This is a genomic window from Staphylococcus sp. 8AQ, from assembly GCF_902506595.1.
Taxonomy (GTDB): Bacteria; Bacillota; Bacilli; order Staphylococcales; family Staphylococcaceae; genus Staphylococcus; species Staphylococcus pasteuri.
In genome coordinates this window covers 844,794-862,890 of the sequence record NZ_LR733871.1, presented here as the reverse complement: position 1 = coordinate 862,890, position 18,097 = coordinate 844,794, and the positions used below count along the sequence as shown (strand labels likewise).

At 31.3% G+C, this 18,097-nt stretch carries 13 protein-coding genes; 4 read left to right on the top strand and 9 right to left on the bottom strand.

Annotated elements, in window-relative coordinates:
* Positions 1-57: 57 nt before the first annotated feature.
* Positions 58-243, top strand: coding sequence for a 2-hydroxymuconate tautomerase (locus GVY01_RS04305; RefSeq protein ID WP_017636418.1), 186 nt, complete (start codon positions 58-60; stop codon positions 241-243).
* Between the two features lie 56 nt (positions 244-299).
* Here the strand turns inward: GVY01_RS04305 and GVY01_RS04300 are convergent, their stop codons facing one another.
* The gene (locus GVY01_RS04300) at positions 300-1,304 is read right to left on the bottom strand and encodes an LCP family protein (RefSeq protein ID WP_017636419.1); all 1,005 of its coding nucleotides are present in this window, start codon (positions 1,302-1,304) and stop codon (positions 300-302) included.
* Positions 1,305-1,440: 136 nt separating this feature from the next.
* On the opposite strand from GVY01_RS04300, the gene msrA reads away from it, so the two are divergent.
* A complete protein-coding gene (msrA, locus tag GVY01_RS04295; RefSeq protein WP_026083432.1) occupies positions 1,441-1,947 on the top strand; it encodes a peptide-methionine (S)-S-oxide reductase MsrA in 507 nt (168 codons plus the stop codon).
* Between the two features lie 83 nt (positions 1,948-2,030).
* Here msrA and mprF read toward each other — a convergent pair whose 3' ends face one another.
* The 6 genes from mprF to parE all read right to left on the bottom strand — a co-directional run bounded on the left by mprF (position 2,031) and on the right by parE (position 13,319).
* Positions 2,031-4,553 (bottom strand): bifunctional lysylphosphatidylglycerol flippase/synthetase MprF, encoded by a 2,523-nt coding sequence (gene mprF, locus GVY01_RS04290; protein ID WP_159333653.1) that lies wholly within the window; start codon positions 4,551-4,553, stop codon positions 2,031-2,033.
* A gap of 261 nt (positions 4,554-4,814) precedes the next feature.
* Positions 4,815-6,023, bottom strand: coding sequence for an AI-2E family transporter (locus GVY01_RS04285; protein ID WP_176745265.1), 1,209 nt, complete (start codon positions 6,021-6,023; stop codon positions 4,815-4,817).
* 175 nt (positions 6,024-6,198) lie between these two features.
* Positions 6,199-7,047 carry a glucose PTS transporter transcription antiterminator GlcT gene (glcT, locus tag GVY01_RS04280; RefSeq protein ID WP_017638431.1) on the bottom strand — a complete coding sequence of 283 codons (849 nt, stop codon included), beginning with the start codon at positions 7,045-7,047 and terminating at the stop codon, positions 6,199-6,201.
* A gap of 205 nt (positions 7,048-7,252) precedes the next feature.
* Positions 7,253-8,719, bottom strand: a complete 1,467-nt coding sequence (locus GVY01_RS04275; protein ID WP_017638430.1) for an alanine/glycine:cation symporter family protein — start codon at positions 8,717-8,719, stop codon at positions 7,253-7,255.
* Between the two features lie 203 nt (positions 8,720-8,922).
* Complete coding sequence (gene parC, locus GVY01_RS04270) at positions 8,923-11,328, bottom strand: DNA topoisomerase IV subunit A (RefSeq protein ID WP_017638429.1); 2,406 nt, start codon at positions 11,326-11,328, stop codon at positions 8,923-8,925.
* Positions 11,325-13,319: a DNA topoisomerase IV subunit B gene (parE, locus tag GVY01_RS04265; RefSeq protein ID WP_070451427.1), complete on the bottom strand. Its 1,995-nt coding sequence runs from the start codon at positions 13,317-13,319 to the stop codon at positions 11,325-11,327. Before parE ends, parC begins: the two co-directional genes overlap by 4 nt.
* Positions 13,320-13,527: 208 nt before the next feature.
* On the opposite strand from parE, the gene plsY reads away from it, so the two are divergent.
* Complete coding sequence (gene plsY / locus GVY01_RS04260) at positions 13,528-14,136, top strand: glycerol-3-phosphate 1-O-acyltransferase PlsY (protein WP_017638427.1); 609 nt, start codon at positions 13,528-13,530, stop codon at positions 14,134-14,136.
* Between the two features lie 283 nt (positions 14,137-14,419).
* Complete coding sequence (locus GVY01_RS04255; protein ID WP_017638426.1) at positions 14,420-14,716, top strand: HesB/YadR/YfhF family protein; 297 nt, start codon at positions 14,420-14,422, stop codon at positions 14,714-14,716.
* 72 nt (positions 14,717-14,788) lie between these two features.
* On the opposite strand, the gene menI is transcribed toward GVY01_RS04255, so the two are convergent.
* A complete protein-coding gene (gene menI / locus GVY01_RS04250; protein WP_017638425.1) occupies positions 14,789-15,256 on the bottom strand; it encodes a 1,4-dihydroxy-2-naphthoyl-CoA hydrolase MenI in 468 nt (155 codons plus the stop codon).
* A 92-nt stretch (positions 15,257-15,348) separates the two neighbouring features.
* On the bottom strand, positions 15,349-18,054 hold the full coding sequence (acnA, locus tag GVY01_RS04245; RefSeq protein WP_017638424.1) for an aconitate hydratase AcnA: 2,706 nt from the start codon (positions 18,052-18,054) through the stop codon (positions 15,349-15,351).
* Between the last annotated feature and the right edge of the window lie 43 nt (positions 18,055-18,097).

The window sequence follows — 18,097 nt, the reverse complement described above, 5'->3', positions numbered from 1 at the left end:
TTATTAACTATTCATGCTATACTAAGAGTGTAATAAATATCATTGGAGGAATGACATATGCCAATCGTAAACGTTAAATTATTAGAAGGTCGTTCAGATGAACAACTTAAAGACTTAGTTACAGAAGTAACATCAGCGGTAGAAAGAACAACAGGTGCTAATAGAGAGGCTATCCATGTAGTCATTGAAGAAATGAAGAAAAATCATTATGGTGTTGCAGGAGTTAGAAAATCAGATCAATAAGTTGATAAATAAAATAAAGCCACGCACTTAACAACTTGTGCGTGGCTTTATTCGTATTATTTTTTGTCATTTTTGTCATCAAAAAAGTCTTGAATTGCTTTTTTGTTTTTTGCTTTATCAATTTGCAATGCACTACCATCGTTATTAGTAGTAATATCTTGATAAGAATTTTTAATAGGAACAGTTAATGAATCAACATTTTTGTCTCCTCGAATACCAAAGCTTATTCCAGTTTGGAACATAGCTGAATCAGGCATATCTGTATTCACATATCCTCGAAGAATACCAGCTACTTTAGGTAGCTTAGCAACTGTACCAAAATTCACTAATTCAGATTTAAGTGTTTGCATCACCTGTTGCTGACGACGTACACGTCCGAAATCGCCTTCTGCATCATGACGAAATCTTGCGTAACCAAGTAACTCTTTACCATTTAAACGATGATGACCTTTTTTCAATGATACTCCAATATTTTCAGACATATCTTTTTCTACATCTATAGGAACACCATTAGGTTCTAATTCATCTATCATTTTTTCAAAACCAGTAAAATCAACCACTGCGTAATATTCAGGATTAATTCCTAAATTTTTATTTAATGTTTTTCTTAGTAATTCTGGACCACCAAGAGAATAAGCAGCATTAATTTTATATTTATCATATCCAGGTATGTCTGCATATATATCACGCATAACTGACATCATTTTCATTTTTTTATGAATGTAATCATATTGTACAACCATAATGGAGTCTGTACGTGATTTACCACCCTGAGCTTTATCTGCGCCTAAAACCAATACAGAAATTTTACCGTCGTTTTTCACTGGACCGTTAAATTGATGTACTTTAATGTCTTTAGCATGCTTTTCAGCATACTTCACACCACTATTATATCCATGAACAATATAAGCAATAATAATGATGAAGATAATTAAAATTAATAAAATAATAAAAGGTAATTTGCGCACTCTTTTTTTCTTTCGTCGCCTAGAAGGTGTAGTTGATGTACCTGCTTGTCGTTTATACTCAGTTTCTTCTCTGTTATCCTTCTCGTCTCTCATATTTACCTACCTTATACCTTTAAAATTATAATACTATCATCTATAATTAATATGTATTAACGTTATAGAAAAAGTATTCAAAAAGCAAGGGTTTTTTTAATAAATGGTACTAAGGTCCAATGAAAGGGTGTCATAAATGAATATAAATACTGCATATTTTGCGGGTGGGTGCTTTTGGTGTATGACGAAACCTTTTGATACATTTGATGGAATAGAAAAAGTTACATCAGGATATATGGGTGGAGACATTGCTAATCCTACATACGAGCAGGTTAAAAGTGGCACTACTGGACACTATGAAACTGTAAAAGTAGAATATGATGTCGCATTATTCTCATACAATAAATTATTAGAAATCTTTTTTTCTGTTATTGATCCTTTAGATGATGAAGGACAATTTCAAGATAGAGGTTCTCAATATCAAACGGCGATTTTCTATTCCAATGAACATCAAAAGAAATTAGCCGAAGACTATATCAAGACAATGCAAAATACAATCAACGCTGATAAAGCGATTGCTACTAAAATTTTACCTGCAACGACGTTTTATGAAGCAGAAGCATATCATCAAGATTTTTATAAGAAACAACCTGAAAGATATGCTAAAGAAGAACAAGATCGTAAAAATTATAAAAAAGACTAACTGTTAATTCAGAGAAAGTTGTATAAACATACAAAAATAGCGATTGATGAAATCATTTATTTTCATCAATCGCTTTTATTATATTATTTGTGACGTATAACTCTCATTACTTTAATCATAGATTGCCATAACGAGGCATCTTTTCTATAAACTAAAAATCTTGGCTCCCATTGTGGACCATACTTTTCTTTATAACGTCTTAAACCTTGGAAACGATATAATCCATTAAAATGTTCAAATACTCTTCCAGCTAATCGTTCTCTAAGATATGAATAATGTAGTTGTCCTACATTAGATAGCGTCGCCATACCTAAGTTAAATGATTGATATCCTTTTTCTTTACTCCACGATAGCATGTGTAAATACAATCCATCCATTAATGGTAAATCTAATTCCGGCAACCAACGAATTAAATCAACCGAAATAGCATCATTAAAATATGTTGGCATTAGAGTACAGAACGCTATAATTTTTCCTTCTTCATTTCGCATAATACCAATCGGCGCTTTAGATAAATAATCTTCACTAAATTGACCTACTGAAAAATGCATTTCACTTCTACCTTCTAACCATTGATCACTCACATTTTTTAATGTTTCGAACATATCTTGTGAAAATGGCGGCTCAATTATTTCAAATTTGATATTTAAATCTTCAAATTTATTTAAAGTTGCTCTAAAACCACGACGCTTTTTACCAGAAGTAGTAAATGTAGTTAAATCAATAATTGCTTCTTCCCCAAGTTTAAAGAATTGATTACCAAAATTATGATAAAGTGGCATGAATCTATCACTTACTTGATAAAAAATAATATCATAGCCATAATATTCAGCGTATTCATAAAATGCTTCTAATAAAGATTCGAACGCTGCAGTATCTCCAACTGGATCACCTAATACTACTAAAGCATTAGATTTATATCGATACATCAAAAAGGCTGATTCGTTTTCATGAATAAAATAATTTTTATCCCCACTATAAATAAGATGTGTTAAATAATTACCACCATATTGTTGAATAATTTGTTCACAAACAGCTAAATTTTTATTTTGACTTGATTTAATAAATCGATAATCAAATAGCCATGCAATAAGTGCAACAATAATAGTAATTAGAGCTATCGTTATCCAGAAATAATATCTAAGCACTGTCGTATCTACTTCAATATTATAAACATCGAGTGCATATAACGTGCTAGAGATAATAACATGATTAATATAAAGTACGATGATACTTATTAATATAAATAAGAAGGCATTTTTTAATCTTAATGGTCTCTTAAGCACTTTTGATTGACGATAAGCAATAAACAAGAGTACTAACATAACCAAAAGCCATGTTAAAAGTATGAATGACGCATACGTATAAACTGTTGCTGCAAAAATTAATAAAATCGAAATAATCGCAAAAATAATTGCACGTCGACTTTGCTTAAATATTCCTTTTACATTTAACATTAATAATAAACAAGCACTTGTATGAATAGATAATGTTAAATAGTAAGCCAAATGATTATCGTCATATAATCCGTCATATATGATTGTTAAATTATTAATAAAGAAAATAACACTTGTTAAAAATACTAAAATCGCTAATGAAAAAGATGGAATTTTAGATAAAATATCCTTTTGATATGACATTAAAAATGACGCAACATCTTTTGCAGGAACAAAATATTTAGATTCTTCGATATATTTTCTAGCTGTATTACCAAATTCAAATGTAGATAATACTAATGCAATGGCTACAGGTACGAAATAATAAGCAAAACGATATAGTAATAAAGCTAATAAAATGTTTTCCTCATTTATACCAAGTGATTTAAGACCGAGTAGTACTACTAAATCAAATGCACCAAAGCCTCCTGGAATAAAACTAACTAATCCAGACAATGCTGCAATAATGAAAATACCAATAAAATTCATAAAGGAAATATCAATACCTACAATTAATGCAGAAAAATATAAAACAACTGCAGCAGCTAACCATTCAACACAAGAAACTAACGTACAATATACGCCCATATATCGGTTATTTGTATCCGCAGGTTTCACAATCGTATAAATAATAAATACTGGTAAAAATAAAGCAACAATATATAAAACCCAACGTACCCATGATATTTTATCTAACATATCAGATGCGTTAAACACATGAAGAACAACTAAAATCGATAACAAGCTCAAACCTGTTAACATCGAAATGAGTATGATAGATATATAGTGAACGAGTTTCTTATTATCTTGGGTATAATTTTTATAAATAAATGCTCTTAAACCTGCTCCGATAAACCCACCAAAGCCTACAATGGCATTTAAAGCATTAATAATATAACTCACTCTTAATACTTTTATTAAAGGAATTTTTAACTTAAGTGATTTAACAAGAATGACATCATATAAAGATAAAATTAATAAAGACGCTCCCCCGCTAATAAACAATAATACAATCCATAAACGATTGATTTTACCAAATTGCATTAAAGTATTTTTGAAATTAATGGAAGATAATTCTCGATATAACGTGAAAACTACAAACGTAAATAGTGCAGCAGCAAACACAAATTTTAATATAGATAATAATTTACTTTTATTTTCCTGGGTCATTTTTTCACTTCAATTCTATTTAATTCTTCTATCTAGAAAAATATATCATAAGAATAAGATAAATAGAATATAAATAAAGTCAATTATGCATAACATTATTGTCATACTCAATGTAAGGTGCAAATCTTTTGTAGATAAAAGGATTGTACTTCTTTAAAAACAAAAAAGGATATCTTAGAAATTAAGTATCCATATGCCACAAATTGATGGCATAAAAGCTACTTGAAATAATTTCTAAAGATATCCTTGTACAAAGATAGATTATTCTTGTTCTTTATTTAACTTATAATTTCCTGCATCTTCTCCATAATATCTATTATATCTACGCTTGAATAATAAGAACATATGAGAAACTAAAACTTTCAACACTGCATAACCAGGAATACCTAATATAACCCCGACTATACCTAACAAATTACCTGCACTTAGTAAGATAAAGATAATTGTTAGCGGGTGAATTTGTAATGTTTTACCCATGATATTTGGAGAAATGAAGTGTCCTTCAAAGAATTGAACTAAAGTCCATACAATCGCTAATTTGAGTAACATTATTGGAGACGTAATTAAAGCAATAATGATAGCTGGTGAAATCGCTATTGTAGGTCCTAAATAAGGTACCACACTTGTTACAGCAGCTATACAAGCTAATATTAAACTATATTTCAATCCAATAATAGAATAACCAATAAATAGTAAAACACCTATACAGAATGACACAATGATTTGTCCTTGTATGTAAGAACCTACTTGAACACTCATTTTTTCAAGTAAATCATGAAAATCTTTTCTAAATTTAGGTGGCATAATATTAGTAGTGAAATCTTTGAACTTATGACCATCTTTTAACATAAAGAATAAAACAAATGGTGTAGTCACAATAACTACTCCAACATTAGCTACTGCTTCAACGAATGATGCTAATTTTGAACCAAAGCCATCAAAATAATCTGAAAGCATAGATGGTATCTTTTTAGTTAATGAGTTCAATTGATCATTAATTTGATCATAATAACCAGCAAAAATTGAATTACTTGTTACTTTATTAATTGTATTAGTTAACTTTTTAAAATATTGAGGAGAGTTATTAATGAAACTTCCTAATTGTGAACTAATTAGAGGAATTAATAAATTAACAATCAACACGATTATGCCTACAATCGCAACATAAATAATCAAAACCCCTACTAATCTTGGAATTCGATAACGTTCCATCAAATTAACAAGAGGGTTAAATAAATAAAATATAATCAATGAAACTATAATTGGTGCAGCAATAGTATTGAATACTATAATAAATGGTTGAAACACGTATGATACTTTATCAAAGATAAATATAACTATCCCTAAAAGCACAAGTGCTAACAAAGCATAAATTAAATCATTGCCGCCTAAAAATTTCATGAATCTTGTTTCAGACATACTGAAAATCGTTTTAAACTTTCTAGATGTCTTCTTTTCGGAAGATTTCATTTCATTCGACATTCGACATCACCATACTTTCATGTTACCTCGCTTTATAAAAATCATAAAAATGAGTTACTAAAAATTTCTAACACTAATCATAACATAATTTTACAAAACTAAGGAATATTAAAAACTAGTCTATATAAAAATTAAAAGTACTTATGAGAGCGCATAAGTACTTTTAATCCAACTTCATTTGGGCTTCAAAATGATGGATATGTAATGTTAAATAAATGATTTCAACATCATTAACAGTAATATCAAATTCCATCTGAATCATTTTTAATATTTTAAAAGCTGTAGAATAGCAACTAGGATATTGATTTTTAACCATATCAACAAAATCATTTTGAGCATGTAATGTTTCATTATTTCTTAAACGACGAATGAGAAATTGTACATGTCTAATAAAACGTTGATATTGTATTGAGGATTGATCAACTTGATGTTGTAAATCCGTTTCAATAATAGTGATACTTTTATTGATTAATTGATTAATTAACGCCATTTCTCTCATAGATAATTCTTCAGAGTTCGAAGCAATATGTAATGCGATAAAACCAATTTCATCTTCTGGAAAATCAACATCTAACTGTTCATTTAGTCTATCAATTACTTTTTCAGCTATTTGATAAGCATCTCGATATAAGTATTTTGTTTCCATGGCAAAAGGGTTGCTAATTATTTGATTTTGTTTTAAACGTTTATACGCAAAAATAATATGATCTGTTAGCGCAACAACTAGATTTTCATCATTAACATCTAGAGTCGTATTTGTAATTAAATTAACAGCTTCAATCACTGCTTGTAGAACATGGTCATCAGCCATCTCAACTAATGTCTTATAGTGTTCTTTATGCTTATCTAGATCAAGTTTATAAACTTTTTCAATGGAAGCTGATTCATCTAACGTATAGCCTTGCTTTTTATTAAAACCTATACCTTTTCCAATTAAAACAACTTCCTGGTTTTTATTCGTGCATATGATAACGTTATTATTGAGAATTTTACTAATTTTATACTTCCCCATCATTATCACCTTTCTTACTCCATTATTAAAATTATAAGGCTTAATGATATAAATGAAAAGAAAATAACTTATTAAATACTTTCATGAGTAAAATTAATTTTTAGTATATTAAACAATTTTCTACCTCTTTATAATAAATAATAGATATAATTATAAATTTCAAATTAAAAAGCTTGAGTATCCTTACGACACTCAAGCTAATCATTTATTTTAAATCTTTATTTGATTTGTTTGCATTAATTCCCCAAGATTCAATACCAAATAAATTAATTTCAAGATTCTCTGGTTTGAATACAGGCTTTTTACCTGCTTTACGTTGTACTTGGTAATCTTTCATTACTGCAAATGCAATATTGGAAAGTCCAATAATGGAGACAATATTCACTATGGCCATTAAGCCCATGAATAAATCGGCTGTACTCCAAACTGTTTCAGTTTTAGCAACCGCACCAATAAATACAAGCACAACTACTAAACATCTAAAGATGAAAATAATTGTTTTGTTATTAGATAAATACTCAATGTTAGATTGTCCATAATAGTAGTTACCTACAACTGAAGAAAATGCGAATAATGTTATTGCCACTGTTAAGAAAATACCACCAGCTGAACCTAAATGTTCATTTAAAGCTGATTGAGTAACTGCAACACCTTGAGGAGCGTTTTCTCCAAATTTTAAACCTGAATATAATAAAATCATTATTGCTGTAGCTGTACATACTAGCATTGTATCAAAGAAAACACCTAATGATTGAATTAAACCTTGTTTTACTGGATGAGGGACTGCTGCTGTTGCAGCTGCGTTAGGTGCTGAACCCATACCTGCTTCGTTTGAGAATAAACCACGTTTAATCCCTTGTAAAATAGCAGCACCAACTGCACCACCAGTTACTTGTTCAAAACCAAAAGCACTTTTAATAATTGTACCAATCATTGGAACAATTTGGTCTAAGTTTAATAACAAGATAACTAAAACCATACCAATATATATGATAGCCATAATTGGAACAATTAATGATGATAAAGTAGCAATACTTCTAACCCCACCAAAAATAATAATGGCTGTTACAACTGCTAATACTATTCCTGTAATCACTGGACTAATATGATATTGAGTATTTAATGATTCCGCAATCGTATTAGATTGCACTGTATTAAATACAAATGCGAAGGTAACTGTAATTAATATCGCAAACACAATACCAAGCCATTTTTGGTTTAAACCTTTAGTTATGTAATAAGCTGGTCCACCACGGAAACCACCATCTTTATCATGAACTTTATAAACCTGAGCTAAAGTAGCTTCCATAAAAGCACTTGCCGCACCTATAAATGCAATAATCCACATCCAAAATACCGCACCAGGACCACCAAGTACAATTGCTGTAGCAACACCGGCAATATTTCCAGTACCTACTCTTGAACCTGCACTAATCGCAAATGCTTGGAACGGTGAAATACCTTTTTTACCACTTTCTAATGTTTCTGGTTTCTCGACCAACGCTCTAAACATTTCTGGTAACATTCGTAGTTGTACAAACTTAGAACTGATAGTGAAAAAGAATCCTGCTGTAAGTAACAATCCAATTAGATACTGAGACCAAATTAAGTCGTTACCTACTTGTACAAAATCTTTAAACCAACCAGGAATTAAACTATCAAAATCTTTCAAATAAATCCCTCTCATCTATAAATAAAATTCATATCTTAAAAATATCAAGAGATTCATATTGGCATATGAAAGTCTAATTAAGCAATGTATCAAATAACAAATACTAAAATAGACAGTTCAATTGAGAATATAAACCTCTTGAATGATTTAATTGTGATTATTATATTTTATTTTATCATCTTATGCATGTGTTGCATATACTTTTATTGTAAGTACATTCCTTCAACTTCTCCGAAATCATCTACATCTACTATAAATGAACCATTAGTATATTGTTCTGATTTATGAATTGAAGCAATATCTCCTGTTTCTTGGTCTTTAGCTGAATATAAAGTATATGTTGTATTGTCAGAACGAACAACATCTGCTGCCACGATACGATGTGGTGCTTTTTTCAATTCTTTAAGTAAGGTAATACCTCGTTGCGCTCGTTTCGCTTCTTGTAATACTTTAAATCCAATATGTTTAACAGCACCACGTTGTGTAGCCATAAGGATAGATTCTTTATTAGTGATTGTTTGCGTCATAATAACGTAGTCTTCATCTTTTAAGTTAATAGATTTCACACCAGCCGCACGTAAGCCTGTATCAGATAATTCATTTGTAGAGTAAGTTAATGACATTCCTTTATGTGTAATAACAGTAATGAGTTGATCTTCTTCAACACGTAATACATTAATTACCTCATCTTGATCTTTTACTTTCATGGCAATTAATGGTTTATTATATCGTGTTGTTTTAAACAACGGAACAGTACTTTTCTTAATCATACCGTTACGAGTAGCCATAATATAGAATGCTTGTTGTTCTTTGAAGTCTTTTTCATTAAATACGTCAATAACTTGTTCATCTTCATCAATAGAAACAATTTGAGATACGTGTTGACCTAATTCTTTCCATCGGATATCAGCTAGTTTATGAACTGGAATAAACAAGTATCTACCTTTATTCGTAAATACAAGTGCTGTATCTTGTGTATTTACATCAAGGTATTTTAATAAACTATCGCCATCTTTCAAACCGACTTCAGAAACGCCGCTAGCATTAAAGCTACGTGTAGATGTACGTTTAATATAACCATGTCTAGTTAAACTTAATACTACATCTTCACTAGGCACCATCACTTCTTTATCAATTTTAATTTCAGAAATTTCCGCTTCAATTGTTGATAAACGATCCGTTTTAAAATTCTTTCTAATTTCTGTTAATTCATTTTTGATAACGTTCAATAATGCATCGTGATCATCTAAAATATGACGTAAATCTTTAATTAAATTAGATAACTCATCGTGCTCTTGTTCTAAAGCAACGATATCTGTGTTAGTTAAACGATAAAGTTGTAACATAACGATGGCTTCTGCCTGAGCTTCAGTAAAGTCATATTCAGCAACTAAATTATCTTTAGCATCTTTTTTATTTTTAGAATTACGAATTAAGGCAATCACTTCATCTAAAATAGATAAAGCTTTCATTAAACCTTCAACGATATGCATACGTTTTTCAGCATGTTCTAAATCAAACTTAGTTCTGTTAGCCACGACTTCTATTTGATGGTTAATATAACTATCAATGATTTGTTTAATACCCATTAATTTAGGTCTACCATCACTGATTGCAACCATATTAAAGTTATAAGATATTTGAAGGTCTGAATTTTTGAATAGGAAATTTTTAATTGCTTCACTATTCACGTCTTTTTTAAGTTCTATTGCAATACGTAAACCAGTTCTATCAGTCTCATCTCTAACTTCAACAATACCATCAACTTTTTTATCAGCACGTAATTCATCAATACGTTTAACGAGATTACTTTTATTCACCTCATATGGTATTTCAGTCACGATAAGTTCTTTACGTCCATTACGTAATGTTTCTTCATCTACTTTGGAACGTACAACAACTTTACCTTTACCAGTTTCGTATGCTTTTTTAATACCATCAATACCTTGAATAATACCACCAGTTGGGAAGTCTGGACCCTTCATGTATTTCATCAATTGACTCACTGTAATATCAGGATTATCAATATATTTTAATGTTGCTTGAATCACTTCACCTAAATTATGTGGTGGAATATCAGTAGCATAACCTGCTGAAATACCTGTAGAACCGTTAATTAATAAATTAGGAAATCTTGCAGGTAATACCATAGGTTCAAGTGTTGTATCATCATAGTTTGGTATAAAAGAAACTGTTTCTTTATTAATATCTCTTAATAGTTCTTCAGATAATTGACTTAATTTTGCTTCTGTATAACGCATTGCTGCAGGAGGGTCATTATCGATACTACCGTTATTACCATGCATTTCTATTAAAACATGTCTTAATTTCCAATCTTGGCTTAAACGAACCATGGCATCATATACTGAAGAATCACCATGAGGATGATACTGTCCGATGACATCCCCGACAGTTTTGGCACTTTTACGGAAATTTTTATCGAATGTATTACCACTTGAATACATCGCATATAAAATACGACGCTGTACTGGTTTTAGTCCGTCTCGAACATCAGGCAAAGCACGTTCCTGGATAATATATTTACTATATCTTCCAAAACGGTCTCCAATTACATCTTCAAGTGATAGATCTTGAATTATCTCACTCAAATCGTTTCATCCTCCTCATAGTTTTCACTTTCTAATATCTGAACTTCTGTATTATCTAAAATGCTTGAATCTTCCTGCATACCAAACTCAACATGACTTTCAATCCATTCTCTACGTGGTGCTACTTTATCACCCATTAACGTTGTAACACGTTTTGAAGAACGCACTTCATCTTCAACTTGAACACGTATTAAAGTACGAGTATCAGGATTCATAGTTGTTTCCCATAATTGTTCAGGATTCATTTCACCTAAACCTTTATATCTTTGTAATGTGAAACCTTTACCAAGTTGCTTTTGTAATTTATCTAATTCATCATCTGTCCAAGCATATTCCACTTTTTTAGATTTACCTTTACCTTTTTCTAATTTGTAAAGTGGTGGTAATGCGATAAATACTCGACCTGCTTGTACTAATGGTTTCATATATTTAAAGAAGAAAGTTAGTAACAGTACTTGAATATGTGCACCATCTGTATCAGCATCGGTCATAATAATAATTCGACTATAATTACTGTCTTCAATTTTAAATTCATTACCGACACCTGCACCTATAGTATGAATAATCGTATTAATTTCTTCGTTTTTGAAAATGTCTTCTAAACGAGCCTTTTCAGTATTAATAACTTTACCTCGTAATGGCAGAATCGCTTGGAACTTACGATCACGTCCAAGTTTAGCTGAACCACCTGCTGAATCACCCTCAACAAGATAAAGTTCATTTTTTTCTGTGTTTTTACTTTGAGCAGGTGTTAATTTACCAGATAAAAGTGTATCTTTTCGTTTATTCTTTTTACCAGAACGTGCATCTTCTCGTGCTTTACGAGCTGCTTCTCTAGCCTGTTGTGCTTTAATTGCTTTTTTAACAAGTGACTTAGATAATTGACCTTTTTCTTCAAGGTAAAATGGTAATTTCTCGGATACAACTGAATCTACAGCACTTCTAGCTTCTGACGTTCCTAATTTAGATTTAGTTTGACCTTCAAACTGTAGTAACTCTTCAGGAATTCTTACAGATACTATAGCTGTTAATCCTTCACGTATGTCATTACCGTCTAAGTTTTTATCTTTTTCTTTTAATTCATTAATGCGTCTAGCGTAATCATTGAACACACGTGTCATCGCTGTTTTAAAACCAACTTCATGTGTACCACCATCTTTAGTACGTACATTATTTACAAAACTTAATATACTTTCTGAATATTGGTCATTATATTGAAATGCAACATCTACTTCTATACCGTTAGATGTTCCCGTAAAAGTCGTAACATCATGAAGTACTTCTTTACCTTCATTGACATAACTTACAAATTCTTTGATCCCTTCTTCATAGTGGTAAAATTCTTCTCTTTCTTTACCACGACGTAAATCGATTAATTTAATCTTTAAGTTCTTTAATAGAAAAGCAGATTCTTGTAATCGCTCACTTAGAACGTCAAAATTAAATGATGTTGTTGCTTTGAAAATTTCAGGATCTGGTTTAAATGTAACCTTAGTACCTGTTTTCTTTGTCTTTCCTTCTTTTAGTAAACCTGTTGCTGGCACACCGCCATCTTTAAATCTTTGTTTATAAATATTTCCGTCTCTATGAATCTCAACTTCTAACCATTCACTAAGTGCATTTACTACTGAGGCACCAACACCATGTAATCCACCAGATGTTTTATAGCCACCTTGGCCGAACTTACCTCCAGCATGTAAAATCGTAAAAATAACTTGCACAGTTGGTTTTCCTGATGCATGGATACCAGTAGGCATTCCACGACCGTTATCTTCTATAGAAATACTATCATCTTGGTTAAGGATAACTGTTATTTCATCCCCATAACCATTTAATACTTCATCGACGGAGTTATCGACAACTTCATATACTAGATGATGCAATCCACGTTTATCAGTTGATCCTATATACATCCCCGGTCTTTTTCTAACTGCTTCAAGACCTTCTAAAACTTGAATAGAATCATCTGAATAATGATTTTGTTTATTCATTGCCAATGATTTCGCCCTCCTACAAACGTACGTTCGTTTTTAAAACTATACAATAGTTATTCTTATATAAATCAGAATAAATTGCAAGTGTCATCTTGATAAAACAGTTTATTTTACTGATTATTCATATTCAAAATGTAATTTTTATTGTTCTAATATGAGATGGATATGGTAAAATAGTGCTAAGTTATTAAAGGATGTGTATTTTATGATGATTGTCGTCATGTTAATACTAAGTTATCTTATAGGAGCTTTTCCAAGTGGTTTAGTTATTGGAAAGTTATTCTTTAAAAAGGATATAAGACAATTTGGTAGTGGCAACACTGGAGCAACAAACAGTTTCAGAGTATTAGGAAGACCAGCAGGTTTTGTAGTTACATTCTTAGATATCTTTAAAGGATTCATAACTGTTTTCTTCCCTATATGGTTACCTGTACATGCAGATGGACCTATAAGTACATTCTTTACCCATGGCCTGATCGTAGGATTATTTGCTATTGTGGGTCATGTATATCCAATTTATTTAGGATTCAAAGGTGGTAAAGCTGTTGCAACAAGTGCTGGGGTAGTTTTAGGCGTTAATCCTATTCTTTTATTAATTTTAGCAGTTATTTTCTTCGCTGTATTAAAATTATTTAAATATGTGTCCTTATCAAGCATCATAGCAGCTATTTGTTGTGTTATTGGTTCGCTCATTATTCAGGACTATATATTACTAGCAGTAGGCGCAATCGTTGCCATTATATTAATCATACGTCATAAAACAAATATTGTTAGAATCTTTAAAGGTGAAGAACCTAAGATAACGTGGATGTAAATAAAAAATCTAAAACTTAATAATTAATACAAAGCATTTAGTATGATATATGAAATTTATATCACACTGAGTGCTTTTTATTTTGTTAAATGTTTTGATTTATGATGATGTTATTGGTGAGTTTTATATAGTTTGATATACCTTTAGTCTTTGATAGTGGCTTATAACTCATTAAGTTAAAATAATTATATTAGGATATTAAGCTATGCTATAATTCTACTATCAATAAAATTCACAATTTAACCCCTAAAAAATATGGATAATTAATATGGAGGAACTATTTATGAAAATCGAGCTTACCCAACCAGCAGTTCAGTGGTTTAAAGATGAGTTTGACTTACCTCAAGATGACAAAGTATTACACTTTTTTGTACGTTATGGTGGAGAATTCCAATTAAAACAAGGGTTTAGCCCTGCATTTAATGTTGAAAATAAAGCCGATGTAGAAGTGGCATATGAAGAAGAATTTGACGGACTCACTTTAGTCATCGCTGAGAAAGATTTATGGTATTTTGAAGATGATCATATTGTAGTAGATGCAGTTGATCATGAAGATGAAATTTCTTACAGTAAAAAGTAATTTAAAAACAGCCTAACAATGCCACTAAAGTGAGCAATGTTAGGCTATTTTCATTTTCTGATGCTAATTTAATTACAAATGATCGATACCATTTGTTACTTCTTCATCTATACCTTCTTTATTTAAAGCTTCAACTTTACTATATACTTCGTGCCAATCAGCAAAATAACGATCCAATCTAATAGGTTTAAATGTATCAGCTTTCATACAAATCAATTCAGTGTAACCTGTTGTAGCTAGTTCACCTTGTTCGTTAAATAATTCATAACGATATATTGAACGTAACCTTGAGTACTTTTCTACCCATGTCTTAATCGTTACTTTTTCAGGATAAAAAATAGATTTTTTATATTTAATATTTAAGTCGGTAACTGGAGAAATGATTCCTTGCTTTTCCATATCAGCATAATTAAATCCTAATTTCCCAATATAATCTGTACGGGCAACTTCAAACCATGTTGCGTAATTACCGTGATAAATCACACCCATTTTATCTGTTTCTTGATATCTTGGTTCAATTTCAGTCAAACTATAAATCATTGAATTCCAATCCTTCCTTAACTTATACATTACATATGTATTTTAGCATAAAAAAACTGTGCTAACCTAAACGTTAGCACAGTTGATTTTTATTATTGAGCTAATTTATTTCTTAATACCATTTGTAAGATACCACCATGACGATAGTAGTCTAATTCAACTAATGAATCAAAACGAACCATTGCTTCGAAATCAACAACTTCTCCGTTTTCTTTTTTAGCATGAACTGTAACTAAATCATGAGGTTTTACATTTTCATCGATATCTACTGAAATTTCTTCTTTACCTTCTAAACCAAGAGAATCAGCTGATTCACCTTGTTTAAATTGTAATGGAAGTACACCCATCATAACTAAGTTTGAACGGTGAATACGTTCATAACTTTGAGCGATAACTGTTTTAACTCCTAATAAGTTTGTACCTTTAGCAGCCCAGTCACGTGAAGATCCCATACCATAGTCGTTACCAGCTAATACAGCTAAGCCAGTGCCATTTTCTTTATATTTCATAGCAGCATCATAAATAGGCATAACTTCGTCTGTAGGCCAATAAGTTGTAAAGCCACCTTCAGTACCTGGAGCTAATTGGTTTTTAATACGGATATTAGCGAATGTACCACGTACCATTACTTCGTGGTTACCACGTCTAGAACCATATGAGTTGAATTCTCTAATTGGAACATTGTGGTCAATTAAATACTTACCTGCTGGTGTATCTTTACCGATTGCACCTGCTGGAGAAATATGGTCAGTTGTTACTGAATCTCCAAATTTACCCATAATACGTAAGTCTTTTAATGGTTCAATTGTTCCTGGTTCTTTAGATAATCCTTGGAAGAATGATGGATTTTGAATATATGTTGAATTTGGATCGAAATCATATAGTGGTGCATCTGTTACATCGATTTCATTCCACATTTCATTATTTTCATAAACATTTGCATATTCTTCTAAGAATAATTCTGGTGTTACTACACTATCAACTGTGTCAGCAACTTCTTTAATACTTGGCCAGATATCTTTAAGGTAAACATCTTCGCCATCTTTACCTTTACCAATAGCTTCATTTTCTAAGTCAATATCTACAGTTCCAGCTAAAGCATAAGCAACAACCAATTGTGGTGAAGCTAAGTAGTTAGCTTTAACTAATGGATGGATACGACCTTCAAAGTTACGGTTACCTGAAAGTACAGATGTTACTAATAAATCTTCGTCAGCAACAGCTTTTTCGATTTCTGGTAATAATGGACCAGAGTTACCGATACATGTTGTACAACCATAACCAACTAAGTTGAAACCTAAATCATCAAGATATTCTTGTAATCCAGAATCTCTTAAATAACCTGTAACAACTTTAGAACCTGGAGCTAATGATGTTTTAACATATTCAGGTACTTTTAAGCCTTTTTCGATAGCTTTTTTAGCTACAAGACCTGCACCTAACATAACGTAAGGGTTTGAAGTGTTTGTACATGAAGTGATAGCTGCAATTGCTATATCACCAGTTTTCATAGTAGCTGTTCTACCATCGTTGAAACTGATATTAGCTTGTTTATCAAATTCACTTTCATCTAGACCATGACCTTGGTTGCCAGCTGGTGCTGTAACTGATTTTTCAAATTCAGTTTTCATGTCACTTAAGAAAATTAAATCTTGTGGACGTTTTGGACCAGATAATGAAGCTTGTACTGTAGATAAGTCTAAGTCAATTACTTCAGTATATTCTGGGTCTTCATTTTCAACTTGGAAGAACATATTATTTTGTTGTAAATATTCTTTAACAAGTTCAATATGATCAGCTTTACGGCCAGTTAATTTCATATATTTAAGTGATTCTTCGTCAACTGGGAAGAAACCACATGTTGCACCGTATTCTGGCGCCATGTTAGCGATTGTAGCACGGTCAGCTAATGGTAAGTTTGTTACACCAGGACCGAAGAACTCTACGAATTTACCTACTACACCGCGTTTACGCAACTCTTCAGTTACACGTAAAGCTAAGTCAGTTGCAGTAGAACCTTGAGGTAATTCATTACTTAATCTAACACCAATTACTTCTGGAATTGGGAAGTAAGAAGGTTGTCCTAACATACCTGCTTCGGCTTCAATACCGCCGACACCCCAACCTAATACACCAATACCGTTAATCATTGTTGTATGAGAGTCAGTACCAACTAATGTATCAGGGAAAGCAGTTTGTTCACCTTCAACGTCACGGACATGAACAATATTTGCTAAATATTCTAAGTTTACTTGGTGAACGATACCAGTTGCAGGTGGTACAGCATTATAATTGTCAAATGCTTTAGTTGCCCAGTTTAAGAATTGATAACGTTCATAGTTTCTTTCGAATTCTAATTTCATATTACGTTCTAATGCGTCTGGGTTAGCGTAGCTATCTACTTGTACAGAGTGGTCAATAACTAAATCTACTGGTACTTCTGGGTTGATTTTGTTAATATCTCCACCAACATCATTCATTGCTTTACGTAAAGACGCTAAGTCAACTACTGCTGGTACACCAGTGAAGTCTTGTAAAATAACACGAGATGGTTTGAAAGGTACTTCACCTTCATTATCTTTTTTACCGAATTCTGCTAACTTTTTAATGTGATCGTCAGTGATTACAAAATCATCTTCCTGACGTAATACAGATTCTAATAATACACGAATTGAATAAGGTAATTTAGAAATTTTAGTTAAACCTTGTTCTTCTAATGATTTCAAATCATAGTATGTGTATGATTGGCCATTTAAATCAAATTGTTTCTTTGCTGTTTCTTTAAAATTAGAAGCCATTTGATATCCCCCTTGAAAATCTTTATATTTTATATGCCTTATT